General features: G+C 34.2%; 10 protein-coding genes, 1 pseudogene and 1 riboswitch. Of the genes and pseudogenes, 9 read left to right on the forward strand and 2 right to left on the reverse strand.

Annotation, left to right across the window (positions count from 1 at the left end; all coding sequences use genetic code 11):
- Positions 1 to 27 precede the first annotated feature (27 nt).
- The 4 genes and pseudogenes from coaBC (at position 28) to K4L44_14115 (ending at position 5,583) form a co-directional block, all read left to right on the forward strand.
- Positions 28 to 1,226: pseudogene (coaBC, locus tag K4L44_14100) on the forward strand (bifunctional phosphopantothenoylcysteine decarboxylase/phosphopantothenate--cysteine ligase CoaBC).
- A 131-nt stretch (positions 1,227 to 1,357) separates the two neighbouring features.
- A complete protein-coding gene (locus tag K4L44_14105; GenBank protein QZE13685.1) occupies positions 1,358 to 2,263 on the forward strand; it encodes a DUF4835 family protein in 906 nt (301 codons plus the stop codon).
- 74 nt (positions 2,264 to 2,337) lie between these two features.
- The gene (gene recN, locus K4L44_14110) at positions 2,338 to 3,996 is read left to right on the forward strand and encodes a DNA repair protein RecN (protein ID QZE13686.1); all 1,659 of its coding nucleotides are present in this window, start codon (positions 2,338 to 2,340) and stop codon (positions 3,994 to 3,996) included.
- Between the two features lie 150 nt (positions 3,997 to 4,146).
- A complete protein-coding gene (locus K4L44_14115; protein QZE13687.1) occupies positions 4,147 to 5,583 on the forward strand; it encodes an arylsulfatase in 1,437 nt (478 codons plus the stop codon).
- A 65-nt stretch (positions 5,584 to 5,648) separates the two neighbouring features.
- On the opposite strand, the gene trkA is transcribed toward K4L44_14115, so the two are convergent.
- A complete protein-coding gene (trkA, locus tag K4L44_14120; protein QZE13688.1) occupies positions 5,649 to 6,983 on the reverse strand; it encodes a Trk system potassium transporter TrkA in 1,335 nt (444 codons plus the stop codon).
- 98 nt (positions 6,984 to 7,081) lie between these two features.
- A complete protein-coding gene (locus K4L44_14125) occupies positions 7,082 to 8,971 on the reverse strand; it encodes a ComEC/Rec2 family competence protein (GenBank protein QZE13689.1) in 1,890 nt (629 codons plus the stop codon).
- A gap of 401 nt (positions 8,972 to 9,372) precedes the next feature.
- Between K4L44_14125 and K4L44_14130 the strand changes: the two genes are divergently transcribed.
- From K4L44_14130 to K4L44_14150, 5 genes are all read left to right on the forward strand, one after another.
- Positions 9,373 to 10,110, forward strand: coding sequence for a helix-turn-helix transcriptional regulator (locus tag K4L44_14130; GenBank protein ID QZE13690.1), 738 nt, complete (start codon positions 9,373 to 9,375; stop codon positions 10,108 to 10,110).
- A gap of 245 nt (positions 10,111 to 10,355) precedes the next feature.
- Positions 10,356 to 11,474: an ISAs1 family transposase gene (locus K4L44_14135; GenBank protein QZE13691.1), complete on the forward strand. Its 1,119-nt coding sequence runs from the start codon at positions 10,356 to 10,358 to the stop codon at positions 11,472 to 11,474.
- Positions 11,475 to 12,082: 608 nt separating this feature from the next.
- Complete coding sequence (locus K4L44_14140; protein QZE13692.1) at positions 12,083 to 13,519, forward strand: monomeric [FeFe] hydrogenase; 1,437 nt, start codon at positions 12,083 to 12,085, stop codon at positions 13,517 to 13,519.
- Positions 13,520 to 14,016: 497 nt separating this feature from the next.
- Positions 14,017 to 14,235, forward strand: a riboswitch (cobalamin riboswitch).
- Between the two features lie 268 nt (positions 14,236 to 14,503).
- On the forward strand, positions 14,504 to 16,957 hold the full coding sequence (locus tag K4L44_14145; protein ID QZE13693.1) for a T9SS type A sorting domain-containing protein: 2,454 nt from the start codon (positions 14,504 to 14,506) through the stop codon (positions 16,955 to 16,957).
- Positions 16,958 to 17,011: 54 nt separating this feature from the next.
- On the forward strand, positions 17,012 to 19,012 hold the full coding sequence (locus tag K4L44_14150) for a TonB-dependent receptor (protein QZE13694.1): 2,001 nt from the start codon (positions 17,012 to 17,014) through the stop codon (positions 19,010 to 19,012).
- Position 19,013 lies beyond the last annotated feature (1 nt).

A 19,013-nucleotide genomic window follows, 5' to 3' on the forward strand; every position in this document is an offset into this window, starting at 1 on the left:
TTTTTTAATTTCTAAATTACTATTTGCATGCAACTGCAAGGAAAAAATATTATAGTGGGAATCACGGGAAGTATCGCAGCTTATAAGGCTGCGACTCTTGTTCGTGGCTTAGTGAAAGAGGGGGCTGAAGTGGTCGTTGTAATGACTCCTTCATCCAAGGAATTTATCACCCCTGTAACGCTTTCTACTCTTTCGGGGAAACCTGTAGTGAGTGAATTTTTTGATTCGAAAGATGGGAAATGGCATAGTCATGTTTCTCTAGGCTTATGGGCTGATTTGATGGTTATCGCACCAGCATCTGCTTCTACTATGGGAAAAATGGCAAATGGTATTGCAGATACGCATCTCGTGACAACTTATATGTCTGCTAAATGTCCAGTTATGGTGGCTCCTGCAATGGATCTAGATATGTATAAGCATCCTGCCAATCAGCGAAATATGAAAACACTTCAAGAATATGGTAATATATTGATTGAACCTACGTCAGGAGAACTTGCAAGTGGTTTGATTGGAAAAGGTCGTATGGAAGAGCCTGAGGTGATTGTTTCTCATGTTATCGATTTCTTTAAAAAAAAAGATCTTTAAAAGGTAAAAAGGTCATGCTAACTGCTGGACCTACGCATGAGAAGATTGATCCTGTACGTTTTGTTGGTAACCATTCTTCAGGGAAGATGGGGTATTCTATTGCTGAGGAGTTGGCTTCTCGGGGTGCAGAAGTGACACTTATTTCTGGGCCAAGTCAATTAAAAGTTAACGATACTTCGATAAAAGTGACCTCTGTTACTTCTGCAAAAGAGATGTATGAGGCTTCCATGGCTTGTTTTGATCAGATGGATGGGGCAATAATGGCAGCTGCTGTTGCTGATTATGCTCCTGCAGATTATTCAGACAAAAAGATAAAAAGAGATGGAGAGGAGATGGTTATACGTCTTGTCCCTAATCCTGACATTGCAGCTTCTATTGGAGAGATTAAACGAGATAATCAAGTTCTAGTTGGTTTTGCATTGGAAACCAATGATGCCGTAGAAAATGCTAGTAAGAAGTTGAAGAAAAAGAATCTTGACTTTGTCGTAGTGAATTCTTTAGAGAATAAAGGAGCCGGTTTCCAAACAGATACTAATATTATTTCGATTATAAATCGTTATGGAGATAAAACAGATTATCCATTAAAAGTAAAATCTGCAGTGGCAATGGATATTGTTGACTATTTGGAACAATACTTTTAATATAAGAATAGGATAATGAAAAGAGAGAATACAATTTGTGTATTCTCTCTTTTTTTGTTCTATACTAAAATTGTAAATATTGCGTTTATAGAGTAATTACAAATGGGCTACTTTTTTTTGAATAGTTAATTATGATACGTAAATTTTTGTTCTGTATGATTCTTCTTTTTATAGGATCTTTTGCTGGTATATCTCAAGAGTTAAGATGTAGTGTCAGTGTTTCTGGTTCTGGAATAGAGGGGGTTAATCAAGAGATATTTGGGCAGATGCAGAAGCAGATTTCTGAATTTATCAATAATACCCAATGGACTACAGATAAGTATCGAACAGAAGAACGTATTGTTTGTAATATTACGATACAGTTGACTAATCAATATTCTGATGATGGTTTCAAGGGGTCTATTCAGGTGCAGTCACGTCGCCCCGTATATGGATCAAGTTATGAGTCAACTATGCTAAATCTTAAGGATAATGATTTTGACATTCGTTTTGATCCATACAAACAGATTGAGTTTTCTCAAAATAGTCAAGGAGATAATTTATCTAATATACTAGCATATTATGCTTATATCATCTTGGGTGTAGACTATGACTCTTTCTCTAATATGGGAGGACAGTCCTATTTCGAGAAAGCTATCGAAATTGTAAATAGATCACAAAATAGTAGAGAGAGGGGATGGAAGTCATTTGAGAGCGATTATAATCGATATTGGTTGGTAAATAATATAATGAACTCTTCTTATAGTGATTTTCGAACACTTCAATATGAGTATTATCGTAATGGGTTCGACATGCTTTCGTCAAAACTAGAGTTGGGACAACAGAATATTGTTGAGAGTCTAAAGAATCTTCAGAATGTAAATCGCGTTCGATCTGGTTTGTATATTGTGCGTGCTTTTTGTGATGCCCATCGTAATGAAATTGTATCTATGCTTAAAGGTCTTGGTGGATCAGAGAAGAACGTTGTATATGAAATAATGATGGAGTGTGATCCTTCCAATAGTAGTTCTTATGAAAAAGCGATGGAGTCGAAGTAGTTTTATCTCGGATTCATGAAACATTTGGCCCTTTTTTAATATTTTTGAGTCTACTAAATTTACATGATTTAAGTATGCTCAAACATCTTTCTATTTCAAACTATGCGATTATATCAGATTTGTCTCTCGATCTTGGGAATGGTTTTTCAATCATTACTGGAGAAACAGGTGCTGGTAAGTCTATCATTTTAGGTGCTCTTTCTCTTTTGATGGGTGCACGTGCAGATGTATCTGTCTTAAAAGACAAGCAGAGTAAATGTATTCTTGAGGCTCAATTTGATGTTGATGCTTATGGTTTACAGTCTCTTTTCGAATTATATGATCTGGATTGGGATTCAATTTGTGTGATTCGTCGTGAAATAACCCCAAAGGGTAAGTCTCGAGCATTTGTGAATGATAGCCCTGTAAGTCTTAAAGTACTGAAAGAGGTTTCTGGAAGGCTTATTGATATTCATGCGCAAAATGAAGCATTGAAGATGAATGAATCGGATTTTCAATATGAAGTATTGGATTCATCTTTGGCAGATACTTGTTTGCTTGCAAATTACAAATCATGTTATAACCAGTGGCGAAAAATTACTTTAGATCTAAAAGAGAAAGAAACTGCTTTAGAGAAGGCATGTGCCGATTTTGACTATTATCAGTTTCAAGTAGATCAGTTAAGTGAAGCTTCATTAAAAGATGGAGAACAAGAAGAACTAGAGCAAAAGAGAGATTCAATGGAAAATGCTGAGGCGATTCATTCTGCTCTTTATCAGACGGCGAACGGGCTCTCAATGGATGATGTGGGGATTACTTCTCGTATTAAAGAGATCTATCATCTTATTTCTAAAGTAGAGGATCACTCTCCTGAGGTGAAAGAACTGAGTAGCCGTATTGAGAATGCGTTATATGAACTTCGTGATATAGCGAATGAATCTGAATCCCTGACTACTAGTTTTATTTTCAACCCAGTAGAATTGGAGGATATCAATCAACGTCTTGATTTGATCTATACATTAGAGCAGAAGCATAGAGTGAATAGTGTTGCTGAGCTTTTAGATATTGAGTATAATTTTTCTCAAAAGATTGGTTCTGTATCCGATCTTGAGGAGAGTATCGCTTCGTTAAAAAGTGATTTAGAATTGAAATTGGTAGAGTTGACTCACTTGGCATCATGTCTAACAGATTCAAGAATGGGTATAGTGGAAGCTGTTGAGATATATGTACATGATATACTTCAAGATCTGGGGATGCCAAATGCCCAATTTAAAGTTAAAATAGATATTCAAGATGGATTCAACCAATGGGGACAGAACAATATTGAATTTTTACTTTCAGCAAATAAGAATCAACTATTGGAACCAGTAAATAAGGTTGCATCAGGTGGCGAAATTTCTCGTTTAATGTTAGCATTAAAATCACTTTTAGCACAGAAAAAAGCACTTCCTACGTTGATTTTTGATGAGATTGATACAGGTATTTCTGGAGATATCGCAAGAAAGATGGGATTATTACTAAGAAAAATGGGGACATGTATGCAGGTTATCAATATCACTCATCTTCCTCAGGTTGCCTCTCTTGGAGATCATCACTTTTTTGTTTATAAATCCGATTCAAAGACGGAGACCAACTCACATATTCGAGAGCTTAATTATGATGAGCGTATCGTGGAAATTGCAAAAATGCTCAGTGGAGAGGTGGTTACTGAAGCAGCTTTGAACAATGCAAAGGAGTTATTGATTGTTTCATAATTTGGGTTTTATTAGATTTACTTAGAAAATTTAATAGATATGTTAATGAGTATTCTTCTGCGTTAAAGTTTTTCATCTTCTTGATAAAAGTGGACTTTTTATTAATTCTATTTTATACTTTTAAAGAAGATAATAACCAATAAAACTGAAATGAAACATTTAATATTAAAGTCTTTTGTGGCGTCCCAAGTCTTATTATTTGGAGCTGCTGATGCTTTTTCTCAGGAGAGTACTAACCCCAATGTCATTTTTATCCTTGCTGATGATTTAGGATATGGAGATGTCGGGTATCTTGGTCAATCTAAGTTCCCAACACCCAATATTGATAAGCTTGTTTCAAAAGGAGTTGTTTTTACACAACACTACTCTGGATCTACGGTGTGTGCTCCTTCACGCTCTGCTTTGCTAACAGGATTTCATACGGGACATACCCCTATACGGGGAAATGCAGAGGTAAGGCCTGAAGGACAGAAACCAATTCCCTCTTCTTCTTTCACTATGGGAGAACTATTTCAAAAGCATGGTTACTATACAGGAGTTTTTGGAAAATGGGGGTTAGGATATCCAGGATCAGAAGGAGTGCCATCTAAACAAGGGTTTGACTACTTCTATGGTTATAACTGTCAGAGAATGGCACATAATTACTTTCCCGAATATCTTTGGGAAAATAACCATAAGGTAGAGTTGAAAGGCAATCTTAACAATCAAACGAATGATTATGCCGTAGATCTTATTCATGATAAGGCCATTGATTTTATTCGTGAGCATAAGAATGAGCCTTTTTTTATGTACTATGCAACACCACTACCTCATGCTGAACTTTTTATGCCAGAGAAGTATATTGATCCATTTAAAGGGAAATACCTTCCAGAGAAGAAATATAAGGGGGTTGACTCTGGTCCAATGCTAAAACAGGGTGGCTATCGTTCACAGAATAATTGTCATGCTACTTTTGCTGCAATGGTCACTTTATTAGACAAACAGGTTGGTGATATCATGGCTGAAGTGAAGCGTCAAGGTTTAGAAAAGAATACAATTATTGTCTTTACCTCAGATAATGGTCCTCATATGGAAGGAGGTGCCGATCCAAGATATTTTGATAGCAATGGTCCATTTAAAGGATTTAAAAGAGATCTATATGAAGGAGGTATTCACGTACCGATGGCAATTGTTTGGGAAGGTAAAATAGCTAAAGGTAGTTCATCTGATCACTTATCCGCTTTTTGGGATTATATGCCGACTTTTGCCGAGCTATTAGATGATGATACAGATATTTCTTATGATGGAGTGTCTATGTTACCTTCTATATTAGATAAGGGGCGACAAAAGAATCATGACCTTCTTTATTGGGAATTTCATGGTGTTAACGGTCGTATTGCTTGCCGTAAAGGAAAATGGAAACTCGTTATCTATGACGTGACAAAGGCGAAAGATTCAAAAATATTTTTATATAATCTAAAGAGTGATCCTTATGAAAAGACTGATTTGGCTGCTAGTCATCCGTCTATTGTAAAAAGAATGTTGAAAGAAGTGAAAGCATCTCATACTAATAGTAAGTTATTCCCAATGAATAGTATCTACTTTTAATGAGTCTAAGAAACATAAGAGGTATATTTTCAATACACCTCTTATGTTTTTGTATTAAGTATCTTTTACTTGAAAAGTTTACTTAACTTATTTATTGAGTGAGGAAGACAAAATATGATAACTCGATCGTCCTGTTGTACTTGAGTCGATCCATTTGCGATAATACCTCTTTCACTTCGAATTACTCCACCGACACTAACCCCCTCTGGAAGTCGAATATCCTTTAGAGGTCCTTTGGTGATCTTAGAGTTCTTTTTGGCAACAAATTCAAAAACTTCAGCATCTGATGCAGTAAGACATTTGACATGTGTTACTTCTGTATTCATTGTAAAACGATAGATATAACTTGCAGCAATACGTTTTTTATTGATTACCCCTCCGATACCAATGTTTTCAGCAAAATCAAGATAATCCATATTCTCGACTTCTGCTACCGTACGTTTGACACCCATCTTTTTTGCCATTTGACAAGATAGAATATTTGTTTCGGCATTTCCAGTAACTGCAACGAAAGCATCTACTTTTTCAATTCCTTCATCTTTTAAAAGATCTAAGTCTCTACCATCTCCATTGATTACCATTGTATCATCAAGTTTCGACGCAATTTTATGACTCTGTTTTTTGTCCACTTCAATAATGGTTACTTTGAATTGATCTTTCAATCGTAGTGCTGTTTTAACCCCGATTCGGCTTCCTCCAAGTATCATTATATTCTTGATTTCATACTTCGTCTTCCCTGCCTTTTTAAGTATTTCATCTACTTTGTTTTTCTCTGAGATAAAGAAAACAAGGTCGTTAAGAAGAATTTGATCTGATCCTGTAGGAATTATTGTTTCTCCATATCTGCTGATCGCAACCACTCTAAAGTCTGAGAGTGTCTTAGACATCTCTTCTAAAGTTTGCCCAACAAACTCTCCACGTTCACGTATTTTAATACCAAAAAGAATAAGTTGTCCTGATGAAAACTCAAGAACCTGTCTTGTATTTGTCAGTTTAATATATTCTACAATTTCTTTGGCAGCAAGGTGTTCTGGATAGATAAGTTCATCGATCCCCATTCGAACAAACTTCTCTTTGTTGTGAGAGAAAAGGTATTCTTGGTTGTCAATTCTTGCAATTGTTTTCTTTGATCCAAGATCTTTCGCTAGTTGACACGCAATGAGATTTCTCTCCTCGTACGGGGTTACAGCAATAAAAAGATCTGCTTGAGCAGCACCACTTTCACGTAAGTCTCTAATAGAAATGGCAGAGCCTTCTACAGTCATTAGGTCTAAAGAGGATGCTAGCATAGTTAGCTTTTCTTCATCTTCATCGAGAACGACAATTTCATGATTTTCGAAAGTGAGCATTTTAGCAAGATGACTTCCTACTTCACCAGCTCCTGCGATTACAATATTCATAATAAGTTACTCCTAAAATAAAATGATTCTAACTCTAGGTCACATTGTAATGACAAATATATGTTTTTAGATGGACATTATCTCTTTACCGTCCTTTATTATTGGTTCGTAATATAATTACTTAAAGAATTATTTAACTGTTTTGTTTGGGATGGGAATATTTTGTTTTCCTGCCATGGAATTGTTTGATCTATATTTTCAATTGTCCATGTGTTCGTTTTGCAGTCTTTCTGAAATATCTTAACTGAACGAGGATATCGATCATTTATAAATATTAGGTACGGATATTCTTCAATTATTCCGTTTTCTTCAATAGAAGTAGAGTCAATAGACAGAGTTATCTCTTTTGAAAAAGGTTTTTGATAAGAAGTTAAAAATGGGATGATTTTCTCTTTGTAATAGGGGATATTTGGATGTGTTTGTGTTGGTTTTACCCATAATTTAGCTCTGTCTCTTTTTATAATCATTACCCAATGTTCTGTCGCATTATTCTTCCAGACAATTATAGGCCTACTGTTTGGAATTGGAATCACTATTGCCCAAACAACTAAAAGCACATAAATGCAACCTCTTCTATATTGTTTTCTTAATGGAATAGATAAAACAATAATAGTGAACAAAAGTATGATTGACTGTAGTATGTTTATGTTAAATGACTGTAACCCGTGCGGAAATATTGAGTCTATATAATGACATAAATTAAAGAATATTTCAGTACATCTATTTATGATATTGGATAGAAGTAGGTCTAAATTATGAGGCAGTAGTAATAGTATAAATCCTGAGTATATCTCTAGGGTGACAAATGGGATTGCAATAAGATTCCATATTATGGATAGAGGATTCCATTGATTGAAATAGTATAATACAAGTGGAAATGTTGCTATTTGTGCTCCTACAGAGGCTAAAATCATCCTTATTATCATTGGAGAAGTCTTGTTCTTATACATTTTACTCTCAATCATAGGGACAAAATATATAATACCCAAAACTGCCGCTATAGACAGTTGAAAGGAGACTGAGGTGATAATATATGGTTTGATAATCAGTATAATACAGACAATCAATGACCAGATATGTAAAGGCGATTTTTGTTTTGATGAAAGGGTGAATAGTATTCCAATTAAAAGCATCCATGTTGCTCGTTCTAATGAGGGAGTTACATGGATCATATTTACATATATCAGAACTGCGACACCTGAAAGTATCATTGCTATTTTTTTGCCCCAATATAATTTCCTTAGTGGAAATAGTATAAGCATTATTAAGGTCCAGATAATACTTATATGCAGTCCGGACATGGCAAGAACATGTGATATTCCGAGTCTCCTAAAAAGATCTGTCTTATCTCTTTCTAACTTACTTCTATCACCCAATAATAGTGCATTATATAATGCACTCTGTTCTTCTGTTAGCACCTCGTTATTCCATTGTCTGGCAACGAACTCTTTTAAGGGATGGTGTGTATGGGGAATATTATTTGTAGATATTTTTTTTATGTAATATCCATAATAAGAAGAGACTATATTTTTGCTGTGTAAGTAATGTTGGTATCTGTCATTATTTTTAACCGAACATATTTTTTTTTTGAAAGGTTGAATGTTCGCAGATATTATTTCTCCTTTATTGATCTTATGCTTTCTTCTTGTAATAAGTATAATCTTTGTCTGACTATTTAATAGTTCTACGAGATATGCATTTGAATGTTTTCCTTCTTTCTCTTTTTGAATAACCTTAAGTAGACATCTCTCTTTTTCGGGCATCTTAAATAAATTGTTTGGATAGTGAAGATATCCCAATGTAAATATACCTAAATGGAGTAGTATATATTGTAATGAAAGGCTTTTGGATTGCATCATAAACAACAGTAATAAGATACAACCAATCCCTATAATTATTGCCAAATGGTTAAACTGATAAGCTACTGCAATTAACCCAAAGCTAAACATTATACAGAGGCTTATTATTGGTGCTGGTTTTGATGTCATTCCTCTATCATATTATGCTTGTTTAGGTTAAACAATTTTGTAATAAAACTGTTTAACTTTTCTTTTATTTAATGCACAGAACATTACTTTGCTATTCAATATATCTCAATGGTCTTTCTCTTGTTTTTCGTCTATGTCTGTATGATTTGGGCTATTTATAATTTTCTATTTTGTGTCTTAATTTATAGTCTATTGATAGTTCTGTTTTTTAATATCCTGTTAATATTGAATCTTGATGGTTTATTTATAGTTGTTTTAAGAATATATTATACAAATACAATGTGATGTTAAAAAATATAAAATATATCAGTATACGCTTTATGGCTAATTTAAGTATCTTTGTTTTTAAATTATTTAATCTATTTAAATGCTAAATATAACACCTGTGTATAGTTCTATATATGCAAGTACAAGTAAAACTCAATATGAAAGTATATTACTGTTTTGGAGATTATATTAACATAGCAAAAGCCCTCAGAGAAGCCGTATTTGTTATCACTCCATGGGGTGAAATACTTTATTGTAATTCGTATGGAATCCATATGTTTGGTTATGATAGTTTGGAGCATATTCGGAATTTTAGGGTAAAGGATCTCGTGCCAGATGAATTTGCAGTCTATTTTCCCAATGAAATCTCTGATGAACATCTAACTAATAATGAGTATTTAGATCGAGTAAATAAAAAGTTTGAAGGTACTGAGTTTGGGTCTTATGTGAAAACTATTAAAATTGTGATAGATAATACAATATATATAGAGACTCGAGTCAGGTACAGAGACGTGGTTGATGAGTCTAATTTAAGTAGAGATAAATTAGAACAACAGGTTCAACTACTTTCTTGTGAATTGAATGCTGAAAGAAATCGTTTGATAAGATTCGTTGGAAATAAAGAGATGAAGTATTGGGACCATATACTTGTACGTAAGCTTTTAAATTATGAACCAACCCTTTCTGAAAGTGAATGTAAATTAGCAAGTATGATTTACCACAACTTTAATAGTCACGAAATTGCTCAAAATCTAAATATTGCGACAGATTCTGTCTATACAGCAAGAAAGAGATTAAGAAAGAAAATTTCAGTTCCACAAGGAGATGATCTAAAATCATTTTTATGGAAGATTTCTCAAAATAGACTCTAAATAGTAGTAATATAAACCTTCGCATTTCAACTGGCCCTTGTTCCCGATGTTTTAACGTTATATCTATAAAATATATTTTGTAGTTGATTGGTATTGATGTCAATTCACATTATTTATAATATAAGATATAATTATTTAGACCTTGTCCCTTTATTGTACCTATCAGGGCTTGTTCATGAATTATTTAAATGAGAAAAGGTCGACTATTCATATTATATTTGGATTTGTAAAAACAGATATAAATTATGGATAACGACCTTTCAAGTGCCGAAATTAGAAGATTTTATGAGAAATTACAAGTCAAATTGGTAGATAATAGGAGTCATGTAGGACTTAAGCACGAATTGGCTTTTGTTATCACTCTTTTTATTATCTCAATTCTGACAAGTTATGGTCATCTAAGTATGAATAAAATTCATCGCAATATGGTTCGTCATTACGAGAAACTATGTATCTGTTTGCATAAAGATATCGACAGTTGTATAAGTCGAGTTCAGTTAACAAGAATCCTATCTGAATTTGATTATGATTCCTTTTTGACAATTTGTGATGAAGTATACTCTTCTACAGAATGGATATCTATTGATGGGAAGGAACTTCGAGGAAGTATAGATTCTAAAAGCAATAAAAAGAGAGGGTTAAGTATTGTTTATTCTATTGGTCATAACACAAATATACAGCAGTTATTAGGCTTTTATGATGGAACAAAAGAGAGTGAAAAGAACATTGTTTATGATCATATTCTTGAGTTGCCAGAGAAGGCAAAGGTAACACTAGATGCAATGCATAATTCAGAAAATCTGTTGTCTAATATTCACCAAAATAGTCGATTCTATTTAACTCAAATAAAGTCCAATCAGCAGAAATTAAAGGATGACTTAGTACATACATCCAATCATATAAAAGTAGATGATGTGATGACAGAAATAGACAAGTCACATGGAAGAATAGACTCTAGGAGGTACGAAATATACCCAATAAATACAGAAATGTTAGATCCTAGATGGTGTAATAGTGGCATATGTAATATGATTAAAGTGACAAGAGAGAGTTATAATGTAAAGAGAGATAAAAGGAGTACAGAAACACGATATTATATCACAAATTATAATGGGAAAATTGATGAAATTGCTGGAGCTATTAGAGGTCATTGGAAAATAGAAATAATGAATCGTATTCGTGATGTTAATTTTGGAGAAGACAAATTAAAGTCTTTAGATCATGGATTGCAAAAATCGATATCCTCTATTATGTTATTTATATGCAGTAAGTTAATGGAAATAAATAGTTACAACAACTTAAATATTTTAAGAGAAGAACTTGTGCACAATACTGATAAAATACACGATGTCTTCGCTGCTTAAATTTCATGAACAAGCCCTGTTGTACCTATAATAGAATATTATATAAGTCAAATAAGTTGTAAGTTTGTACCTCATTATTGATGAAACAATCAAGTTTTTGATATATATTAAAAAAATACACCTCAAATATCCCTTGCTTTAACATCACAAGTTAAAGCTTAATGAGTCATCCAATTAGATTTATTATCTTCTTTATGACCTTTAAATTTAAGAATCGAGAGAGAAACATATTGTTTTCTCTCTCGCCGTTTAGACAGTTTCCAATTATTCTTATTAAATTGCTAATCACTTCAAGTCTCCTGTATTTGAAGGATTCTTACTGTTGTAATAGACGGAATTTTAATACAAACAATCAATTTACATGCTCTTCTCATGATGTTTTAAAAGTTTCATATTAAATTTATAATATAGGAATTCTTGTTGAATTGAATGCTTTTTTTCTTCTCTATATAGAATGTAATTTTTTTTTTTCTTTTATACCATAGTAATATTATTTTAAAATCAATATATATAGAGAGATGGCCCCTCTTTTGTGCAATTCTTCATGTTGCTATTTTCGTTGGATGTGTAACTTTGCTGCGTGTTTAATGATAACCAAGTTAGTTTGAATGGCTCTAGTTAATAATACTATGATTATCAGGCGTCAGCTTATCTCAAGGTTGGCCCAACTAATCAGACAAAAAGAATTGTCTAAAATAATTGATCGCATTCCTTTGGAATTGGCTCCTCGTAATATGGAAGCACAACGTAGATGTTGTATCTTCAAGGAGCGTGCAATTGCACGTTATAAGACTTTCCCTCTGTTAGGTTTTATACCTAATGATGAGGATGATGAACTCATAACACTTTCTCAGTTAGTAGAGGATGCTTGCCAAAGAGAAAAACCATCTTCAAAGATTTTAACTGTTGTAGATGAGGCATGTAGTAACTGTGTAAAGGTGAATTATGTGGTTACTAATTTATGTAAAGGTTGTGTCGCGAGTCCTTGCTATATGAACTGTCCTAAGAGTGCTATTCATTTCAATCGAAATGGGCAGGCTGAGATTGATCATGAAAAGTGTGTAAACTGTGGTATTTGTCAAAAGGCATGTCCTTATCACTCGATTGTTTATGTTCCAGTTCCTTGTGAAGAGTCATGCCCTGTTGGTGCAATATCTAAAGATGAGAATGGGAATGAGCGCATTGATGACGAAAAATGTATCTATTGTGGTAAGTGTGTAAATGCATGTCCTTTCGGATCTATTTTTGAGATCTCTCATATTATTGATATTTTTCGTGCTATGGAAATTGGAGAGAAGGTAATTGCATTACCAGCTCCTTCTATTATGGGTCAATATCGTGAACCAATGAGTAAGATTGCTACTGCATTAAAAAACCTTGGTTTTCATGACGTAATTGAGGTAGCTGAGGGTGCTACAATTACAACCAATAATGAGTCTGTTGAACTTCAAGAAAAGTTAAATGAGGGGCAGTTATTTATGACTACTTCATGTTGTCCTAGTTATGTTCAAGCTGTAGAAAAGCATATGCCTGGAGTGAAGCCATTTGTTTCTCATACTAAATCGCCTATGTATTATGCTGCGGAGATTGCTAGAGAGAAATACCCTGATGCTAAATTGGTCTTTATTGGACCTTGTATTGCGAAAAGAAAAGAAGCACAGCAAGATCCTAATATTGATTTTATCATGACATTCGAAGAAGTGGATGCGTTCTTTGATGGTTTCAATATTCGTGTATCTGATCAAGAGATGTCTAAATTAGAGACTATTGACCATGAGAGTCGAAATTACGGTCAGTCTGGTGGGGTTGCTGCTGCAGTATTGGCACGTGATCTCAAAGTAGATGTCAACGAGATGAAGATTAATGGTATCAATAAAAAGTCGATGGCTCTATTGAAGTCCTTTGCTAAAGGACGTGCTACGGCCAATTTTATTGAAGTAATGGCATGTGAAGGCGGTTGTGTCGGTGGACCTTCTGCTAATGTAGATGCTGTGAAAGGGCGCAAACAACTTGATGCGTCAATAAAACAGTGTTATTCTGACTAGAAGAATTGAATTATAACGATAGATATAGAACGTCTTATGTGTAAACATAAGACGTTTTTTATTACATATTAAATAGATTGTCAATCTCGAATAAATGCTCCGTGATATTTCATCTGTACTTTACATCTTCTCTTTTTTACTTCCTCTTTATAAAACACAAATAGGTCTTTTATTCTCTTGTTAATTTAAGAGAATGGAATGATTCAATTTGTCTCTTTAATGACATTTGAGAATATGCCAATAAATGAAAAATGTTATCGTAAGTGATATATAATTAGGTTATTGTGTGTGTTGCTTTAATTCTGTTGTTCTCTTTTGACTAACTGTCATTCCGAAACTAAGATAGTGTGTTTTCTCATCTCTTTGTCTCTGAATATTTTTTCGTTTTATTTGTTAAATGGTTCATTTGCGTAATTTATCAACAACTATAAATACACTATATTTATATTATATTTAAAAATGTTAATTATTAGTGTGAGTTGAAAGCTTATATTTTGTATCTTTGTATCATTATTGGTTTCATTATGCTTTTTAGCGTAAGGATTAAAAGGGAATACCGTTAGAATCGGTAACAGTTCCCGCTGCTGTGAATCCTGTTTAGAACGTGAATGTTTTGAACATGATTACTAGAGTATTAACCACTGTTCTCTCGTAGAATGGGAAGGTTCTAGTAATTGGGATAAGTCAGAAGACCTGCCAATGAATATGGATTTCTACAGTCTGCGGTGAACAGATAGAGGATCAGTACTTCATAATGAGATACATTGGCGCGCACTCCATGCTATTCATTGTTACTGTAGAGATAATTTTATAATTAACCTAATTATGTAATAATGAATCGTGCTTATGATTTCTTCTCTACCTCTGACAAATCGTTATCGTGTATGGAAATACTTTATCTGTATTTTCCACAAGAACGAGTCATTCCCACTTCATATTACAGTATTTAACTTTTTTAAAGAGTAAATAAATTGTAATTACGTGATGAAAAAGATTTATGCTTTTATAGTCGTATTGGTGTTTGTCCTTAATGCTGAGGCACAAAACCGTTTTCAGTTAATCGCAAAGATTCGTAAAGAATCAAGAGAAGTTGCCTCTTTTATCCAAGAAGATGTCGATACTTATAAATATTTTAATGGTTATTTTAAGGATAGGGAACTGCAAAATTTTGGTTCTATCTATGCTGTTGTGGATCAGGTTGTTTATACATTTAAAAGTGGAGTTATTTGGGGTTATAGTCTTCAAGATGGAGAGAATGTATTTAAGAGTGACGTGCTTGGTGTAACATCTACATATCCATCATTCCTAAAATACAGTCGTGTCAATAATTCGCTCTATTTAGGGTTTACCGTTTATGGTGATAAAGAAGACTATGTTTATCGTTTAAATTTAACTAATAAGAATTGGATTCAGGTAGCTAAGTTGCCTTGTAATTTCGATTTGGATATATTCGGCGACAAAATCTATATCTCTGGTCTAGGCTATTCTAACTGGAATGGAAAGACCGATAAGAATAGTATCTGGATGATGCCTATAGATGGGAGTTCCGAACTTAAAAAGATTATTGAAATTCCGGGGAATTCCTGTGGTTTGGCTATCTCTTCTAATGGTTCGATTGTTTGTGGTTCTTATGATCTTGCAAACAACTCTTTTGGAATCTATATGTGGCCTTGTGTTGCCGATAATAGGAATAAGTTAAAGGGCCGTACTCTTACGATCGAAGATGCTGTCTGTATTGCAACACTTCCTTGTGGTATTTATGATTGCGTGTTCGATAAATACGATAATCTGTATTGGAATATGAATAGTTATAGTGCAACCTGTAGTGTGGTTAAGTGGGATGGTGAATCACCTGCAAAATACATCAAAGTAGCAGAAGCTCCTGCGGGGACATGGTTTACAACCCTTCTCGCTTCTAGTGGTAACAACGATTTTTCTTTGTGGGCAGACTCTTTTATGAATTCTCCTGTGAAGATCTCTCATAAACAAAAGAAGTTTGCTTCTGATTCAGAAGCTGCTTTTAAACCAAACTTTGCAACCAAATTAATAGAGTATTGTCCAGCTCCAGGTCAATTTGTAAATACCTCTGCTTTTGGTACAAAAGAGGTTGCGGAGAAGACGCTTGGTCACAATATGATCAATCCTTTTGGACGTAAGATTGTTACTTTGGGAGCATGGGGAGGCTATATCGTATATGGTTTTGATCGTCCTATTGTAAATGATAAGGACAATCCTTATGGTGTAGACTTTACGTTGATTGGAAATACCTTTTTTGGAAGTGCAGAACCTGGTATCGTGAAGGTGATGAAAGATGTTAATGGCAACGGAAAAGCGGACGATCAATGGTATGAACTTAGGGGAAGTGATCACTATCTTAAGACCACAAAAACAAACTACTCTATCACATATACAAATCCTCGTGGGTTAAAAGATGTGCCCTATGTGACTTCTGATGGAGAGTCTGGTGTGATCAAATATATGGTGGCTTTTCACAAACAAAATCATTATCCACTTCCAGAGAACTTTCCAAATATTTCTCAAGATGAATATACCTTAGAAGGAACTAGACTAAAGTCTCGTACAAGTATCAAAAACTTTGTGATCAATGCACCTTTTGATTATGGTTATGTGGATAATGTAATGTTTAATGCGATGTCTAACAAATCTTACATTCCAGATAATCCATATACATTTGAAGTTCAGGAGAATTATGGTGGAGATGCTTTTGATATTAATTGGGCTGTAGACAAAGATGGCAATCATGTGAAACTTGATCAGATCGATTTTGTGGCAGTATATAATGGAGTATTACAGAATGGGGCTGCTCTAGGTGAAGTGTCTACTGAGGTAGGTGGTGTTTGTGCCACAAAACCAGATCCTTCAATCAAAGGGGTAACAGAATGTATTGTTTCCAGTCAACCCGCAAATGTTGGCAACTATCCTGTACAAGACAGAGGAGAGGTGTATCTTGGATCTCCTTATAAGTTTGATGCAGTGGTTTTAAGCTATGGAGTGCCTGCTGACGACCAAAAATTGAATTGGAAATGTAGTGATAAATCCATCGCTACTATCTCTAATGAGGGGTTTTTCAATGGATTAAAAGCAGGAGAGGTGACGGTAACATGTACATGGAGTAAAAAACCTGATATTGAAAGATCTTTTGTCGTTTTGGTATCTCAGCCCAAATCAACTCCTGTGTACGAACCAATATCAAGTAAATTATACGCCTACCCAAACCCTACCACGAATGAATTTAAAATTAAGGGAACTTATCAGGCTAAAGTGTCTATCTATAATTGTGTAGGAACACTTGTTGGAGTAATTCCAAATTATCAAACTTCAGAAATCATTTCGCTTCAGAATATGCCTTCTGGTGTATACTATATTGAAGTGTCTGCTAATGGAGTGCTTGAGACTATAAAAGTTATTAAGAATTAAGATTTATATTTAATTGGGGCTTTCTTTTGTGGAGAGCCCCAACCTCTTTGAGAAATGAAAAAACTATTAATACTTTCTATCTTGTATCTCTACTCTATGATTCTCTTTGGACAAGGGATACGAGATAGTATTTATGTGATTCCTACTGTGGATGTAAATGCCAAATACATCTTCGATGTAGAAGAGGCTGGTATGGTGAAGACTCATGTAGACTCTGCTGTAATGTGCCAAAAGATACAAAGTTCGCTATCTACTTTGTTGTCTGAGAATACTCCTGTTTTTATTAAAACAAAAGGGAAAGGGGCTTTGGCGACTGCTTCTTTTAGAGGAACTGCTGCATCTCATACCCAAGTTCGGTGGAATGGACTAAATATCAACTCACCGATGACTGGAATGGTTGATTTTTCTCTTATTCCAGTTTTCTTTGTCGATGCAGTCTCACTAGAGCATGGTGGCTCTTCTATTGCATCTCAAAGTGGTGGTCTTGGAGGAGTGGTAAACTTGGACAATGAGCCTACATGGGATGATCCTTTTGAAATACAGTACGTCCAATTTGTTGGAGATTTTCATACTTATCAAGAATATGGCTCTTTAAGTTTTGGTACTAAAAATTTTCAATCGAAAACACGATTATATCATAATAAATCGAAAAACGATTATCAGTTCTTGAATCGACAAAATTATGACTATATCGATCCCAACACTGGCGAGTTTGTTCATCCAGTGGATACCTATAAAAATGGGCAATACCTAATGTATGGTTTGATGCAGGAGTTCTATTGGAGAGTGAATGAAAACAATGTGATATCTGCTTGTTATTGGGGACAAAATGCAGACAGGGGAATTCCTAAGGTAATCTCTAATGAAGGACCTGAAGATACTAATATCAACAACCAAATTGATAATGTCTCAAGAGGGGTGATACAATGGAAACATTATGGAAAGAGTAGTACCCTTGAATTTTGTTCTGGAGGATCTAAAAAAGATCTAGATTATACACTTCAAAATCAAGTGAATGGAGAAGGTCTTATTTGTGCTATTAATTCTAAAAGTACTTCTTATCAATTTCAAAATAGCTTAAATTACACCAAAGAGTTCTTGAACTCTCTTCATTTTACAGGATCTATAGATTATAATAGAAGTTGGGTAGATACCCATGAGTCTGTTAAAATGACTGGTTATAAAAAGAGTAGAGAACAGATCTCTCTATATGCCTCTTTGTCAAAATCGATCACGGAAAGGTTAAATATGAAAGTACAGCTGCGTAATGAATGGTACGATAGAGATTACACCAAGCCAATATGGTTTGCTGGATTTGACTATAAGATTAGCGATAATTATGGTTTGATACTACAAGGAAATGTTTCAAAAAACTATCATACCCCCACGTTAAACGATCTTTATTGGCAACCAGGAGGAAATGTTGATCTTCAGCCAGAAGATGGAAATACTGCCGAACTTGGATTGAAAGGTAGCATTGGTAATAAATATCACTCCTTAAACTGGAGTGTTACTGGGTATTACTCTGATATAGACAATTGGATTATTTGGATCCCAAGTTTTAAAGGATATTGGGAACCTCGTAATGTGAAGAATGTGATCTCTAAAGGAGTAGAGAGTCAAATTCTTTGGAATAGAGATTGGGGAAATTGGAAAATGAAAGTGAAAGCCAACTACTCTTACACGAGATCTATAAATATGGAGAAAAGTGATGTTTGGGGGGACGAATCCTATAAGAAGCAATTAGTGTATATTCCTGTACACTCTGCAAATGTATGGTTTCGTTTAGATTATCGTTGGTTGAATTTTACTTATCAATACAACTATTTCAGCGAACGATTTACCACCACTAGTAATAAGCTAAATGAACGTCATTGGTTGTACCCTTATCATATGAATGAACTTGATTGTGGTGTTCGTTTTTATCAAAAGAACGACAGATCAGCACAAGTTCGTTTTAGTGTGATGAATCTATTTGATGAAGTGTATCATTCAATTCTTTTTAGTCCTATGCCAAGACGCAACTATGGAGTTACGTTGATTTTTAATATTTAAT

This window comes from Prolixibacteraceae bacterium (assembly GCA_019720755.1).
Taxonomy (GTDB): Bacteria; Bacteroidota; Bacteroidia; order Bacteroidales; family Prolixibacteraceae; genus Halosquirtibacter; species Halosquirtibacter laminarini.

Coding starts and splice junctions, on each gene's coding strand:
- K4L44_14130 (QZE13690.1), top strand. CDS start 9,373: ATGCAAGTACAAGTAAAACTCAATATGAAAGTATATTACTGTTTTGGA.
- K4L44_14115 (QZE13687.1), top strand. CDS start 4,147: ATGAAACATTTAATATTAAAGTCTTTTGTGGCGTCCCAAGTCTTATTA.
- K4L44_14135 (QZE13691.1), top strand. CDS start 10,356: ATGGATAACGACCTTTCAAGTGCCGAAATTAGAAGATTTTATGAGAAA.
- K4L44_14105 (QZE13685.1), top strand. CDS start 1,358: ATGATACGTAAATTTTTGTTCTGTATGATTCTTCTTTTTATAGGATCT.
- K4L44_14145 (QZE13693.1), top strand. CDS start 14,504: ATGAAAAAGATTTATGCTTTTATAGTCGTATTGGTGTTTGTCCTTAAT.
- K4L44_14125 (QZE13689.1), bottom strand. CDS start 8,971: ATGACATCAAAACCAGCACCAATAATAAGCCTCTGTATAATGTTTAGC.
- trkA (QZE13688.1), bottom strand. CDS start 6,983: ATGAATATTGTAATCGCAGGAGCTGGTGAAGTAGGAAGTCATCTTGCT.
- recN (QZE13686.1), top strand. CDS start 2,338: ATGCTCAAACATCTTTCTATTTCAAACTATGCGATTATATCAGATTTG.
- K4L44_14150 (QZE13694.1), top strand. CDS start 17,012: ATGAAAAAACTATTAATACTTTCTATCTTGTATCTCTACTCTATGATT.
- K4L44_14140 (QZE13692.1), top strand. CDS start 12,083: ATGGCTCTAGTTAATAATACTATGATTATCAGGCGTCAGCTTATCTCA.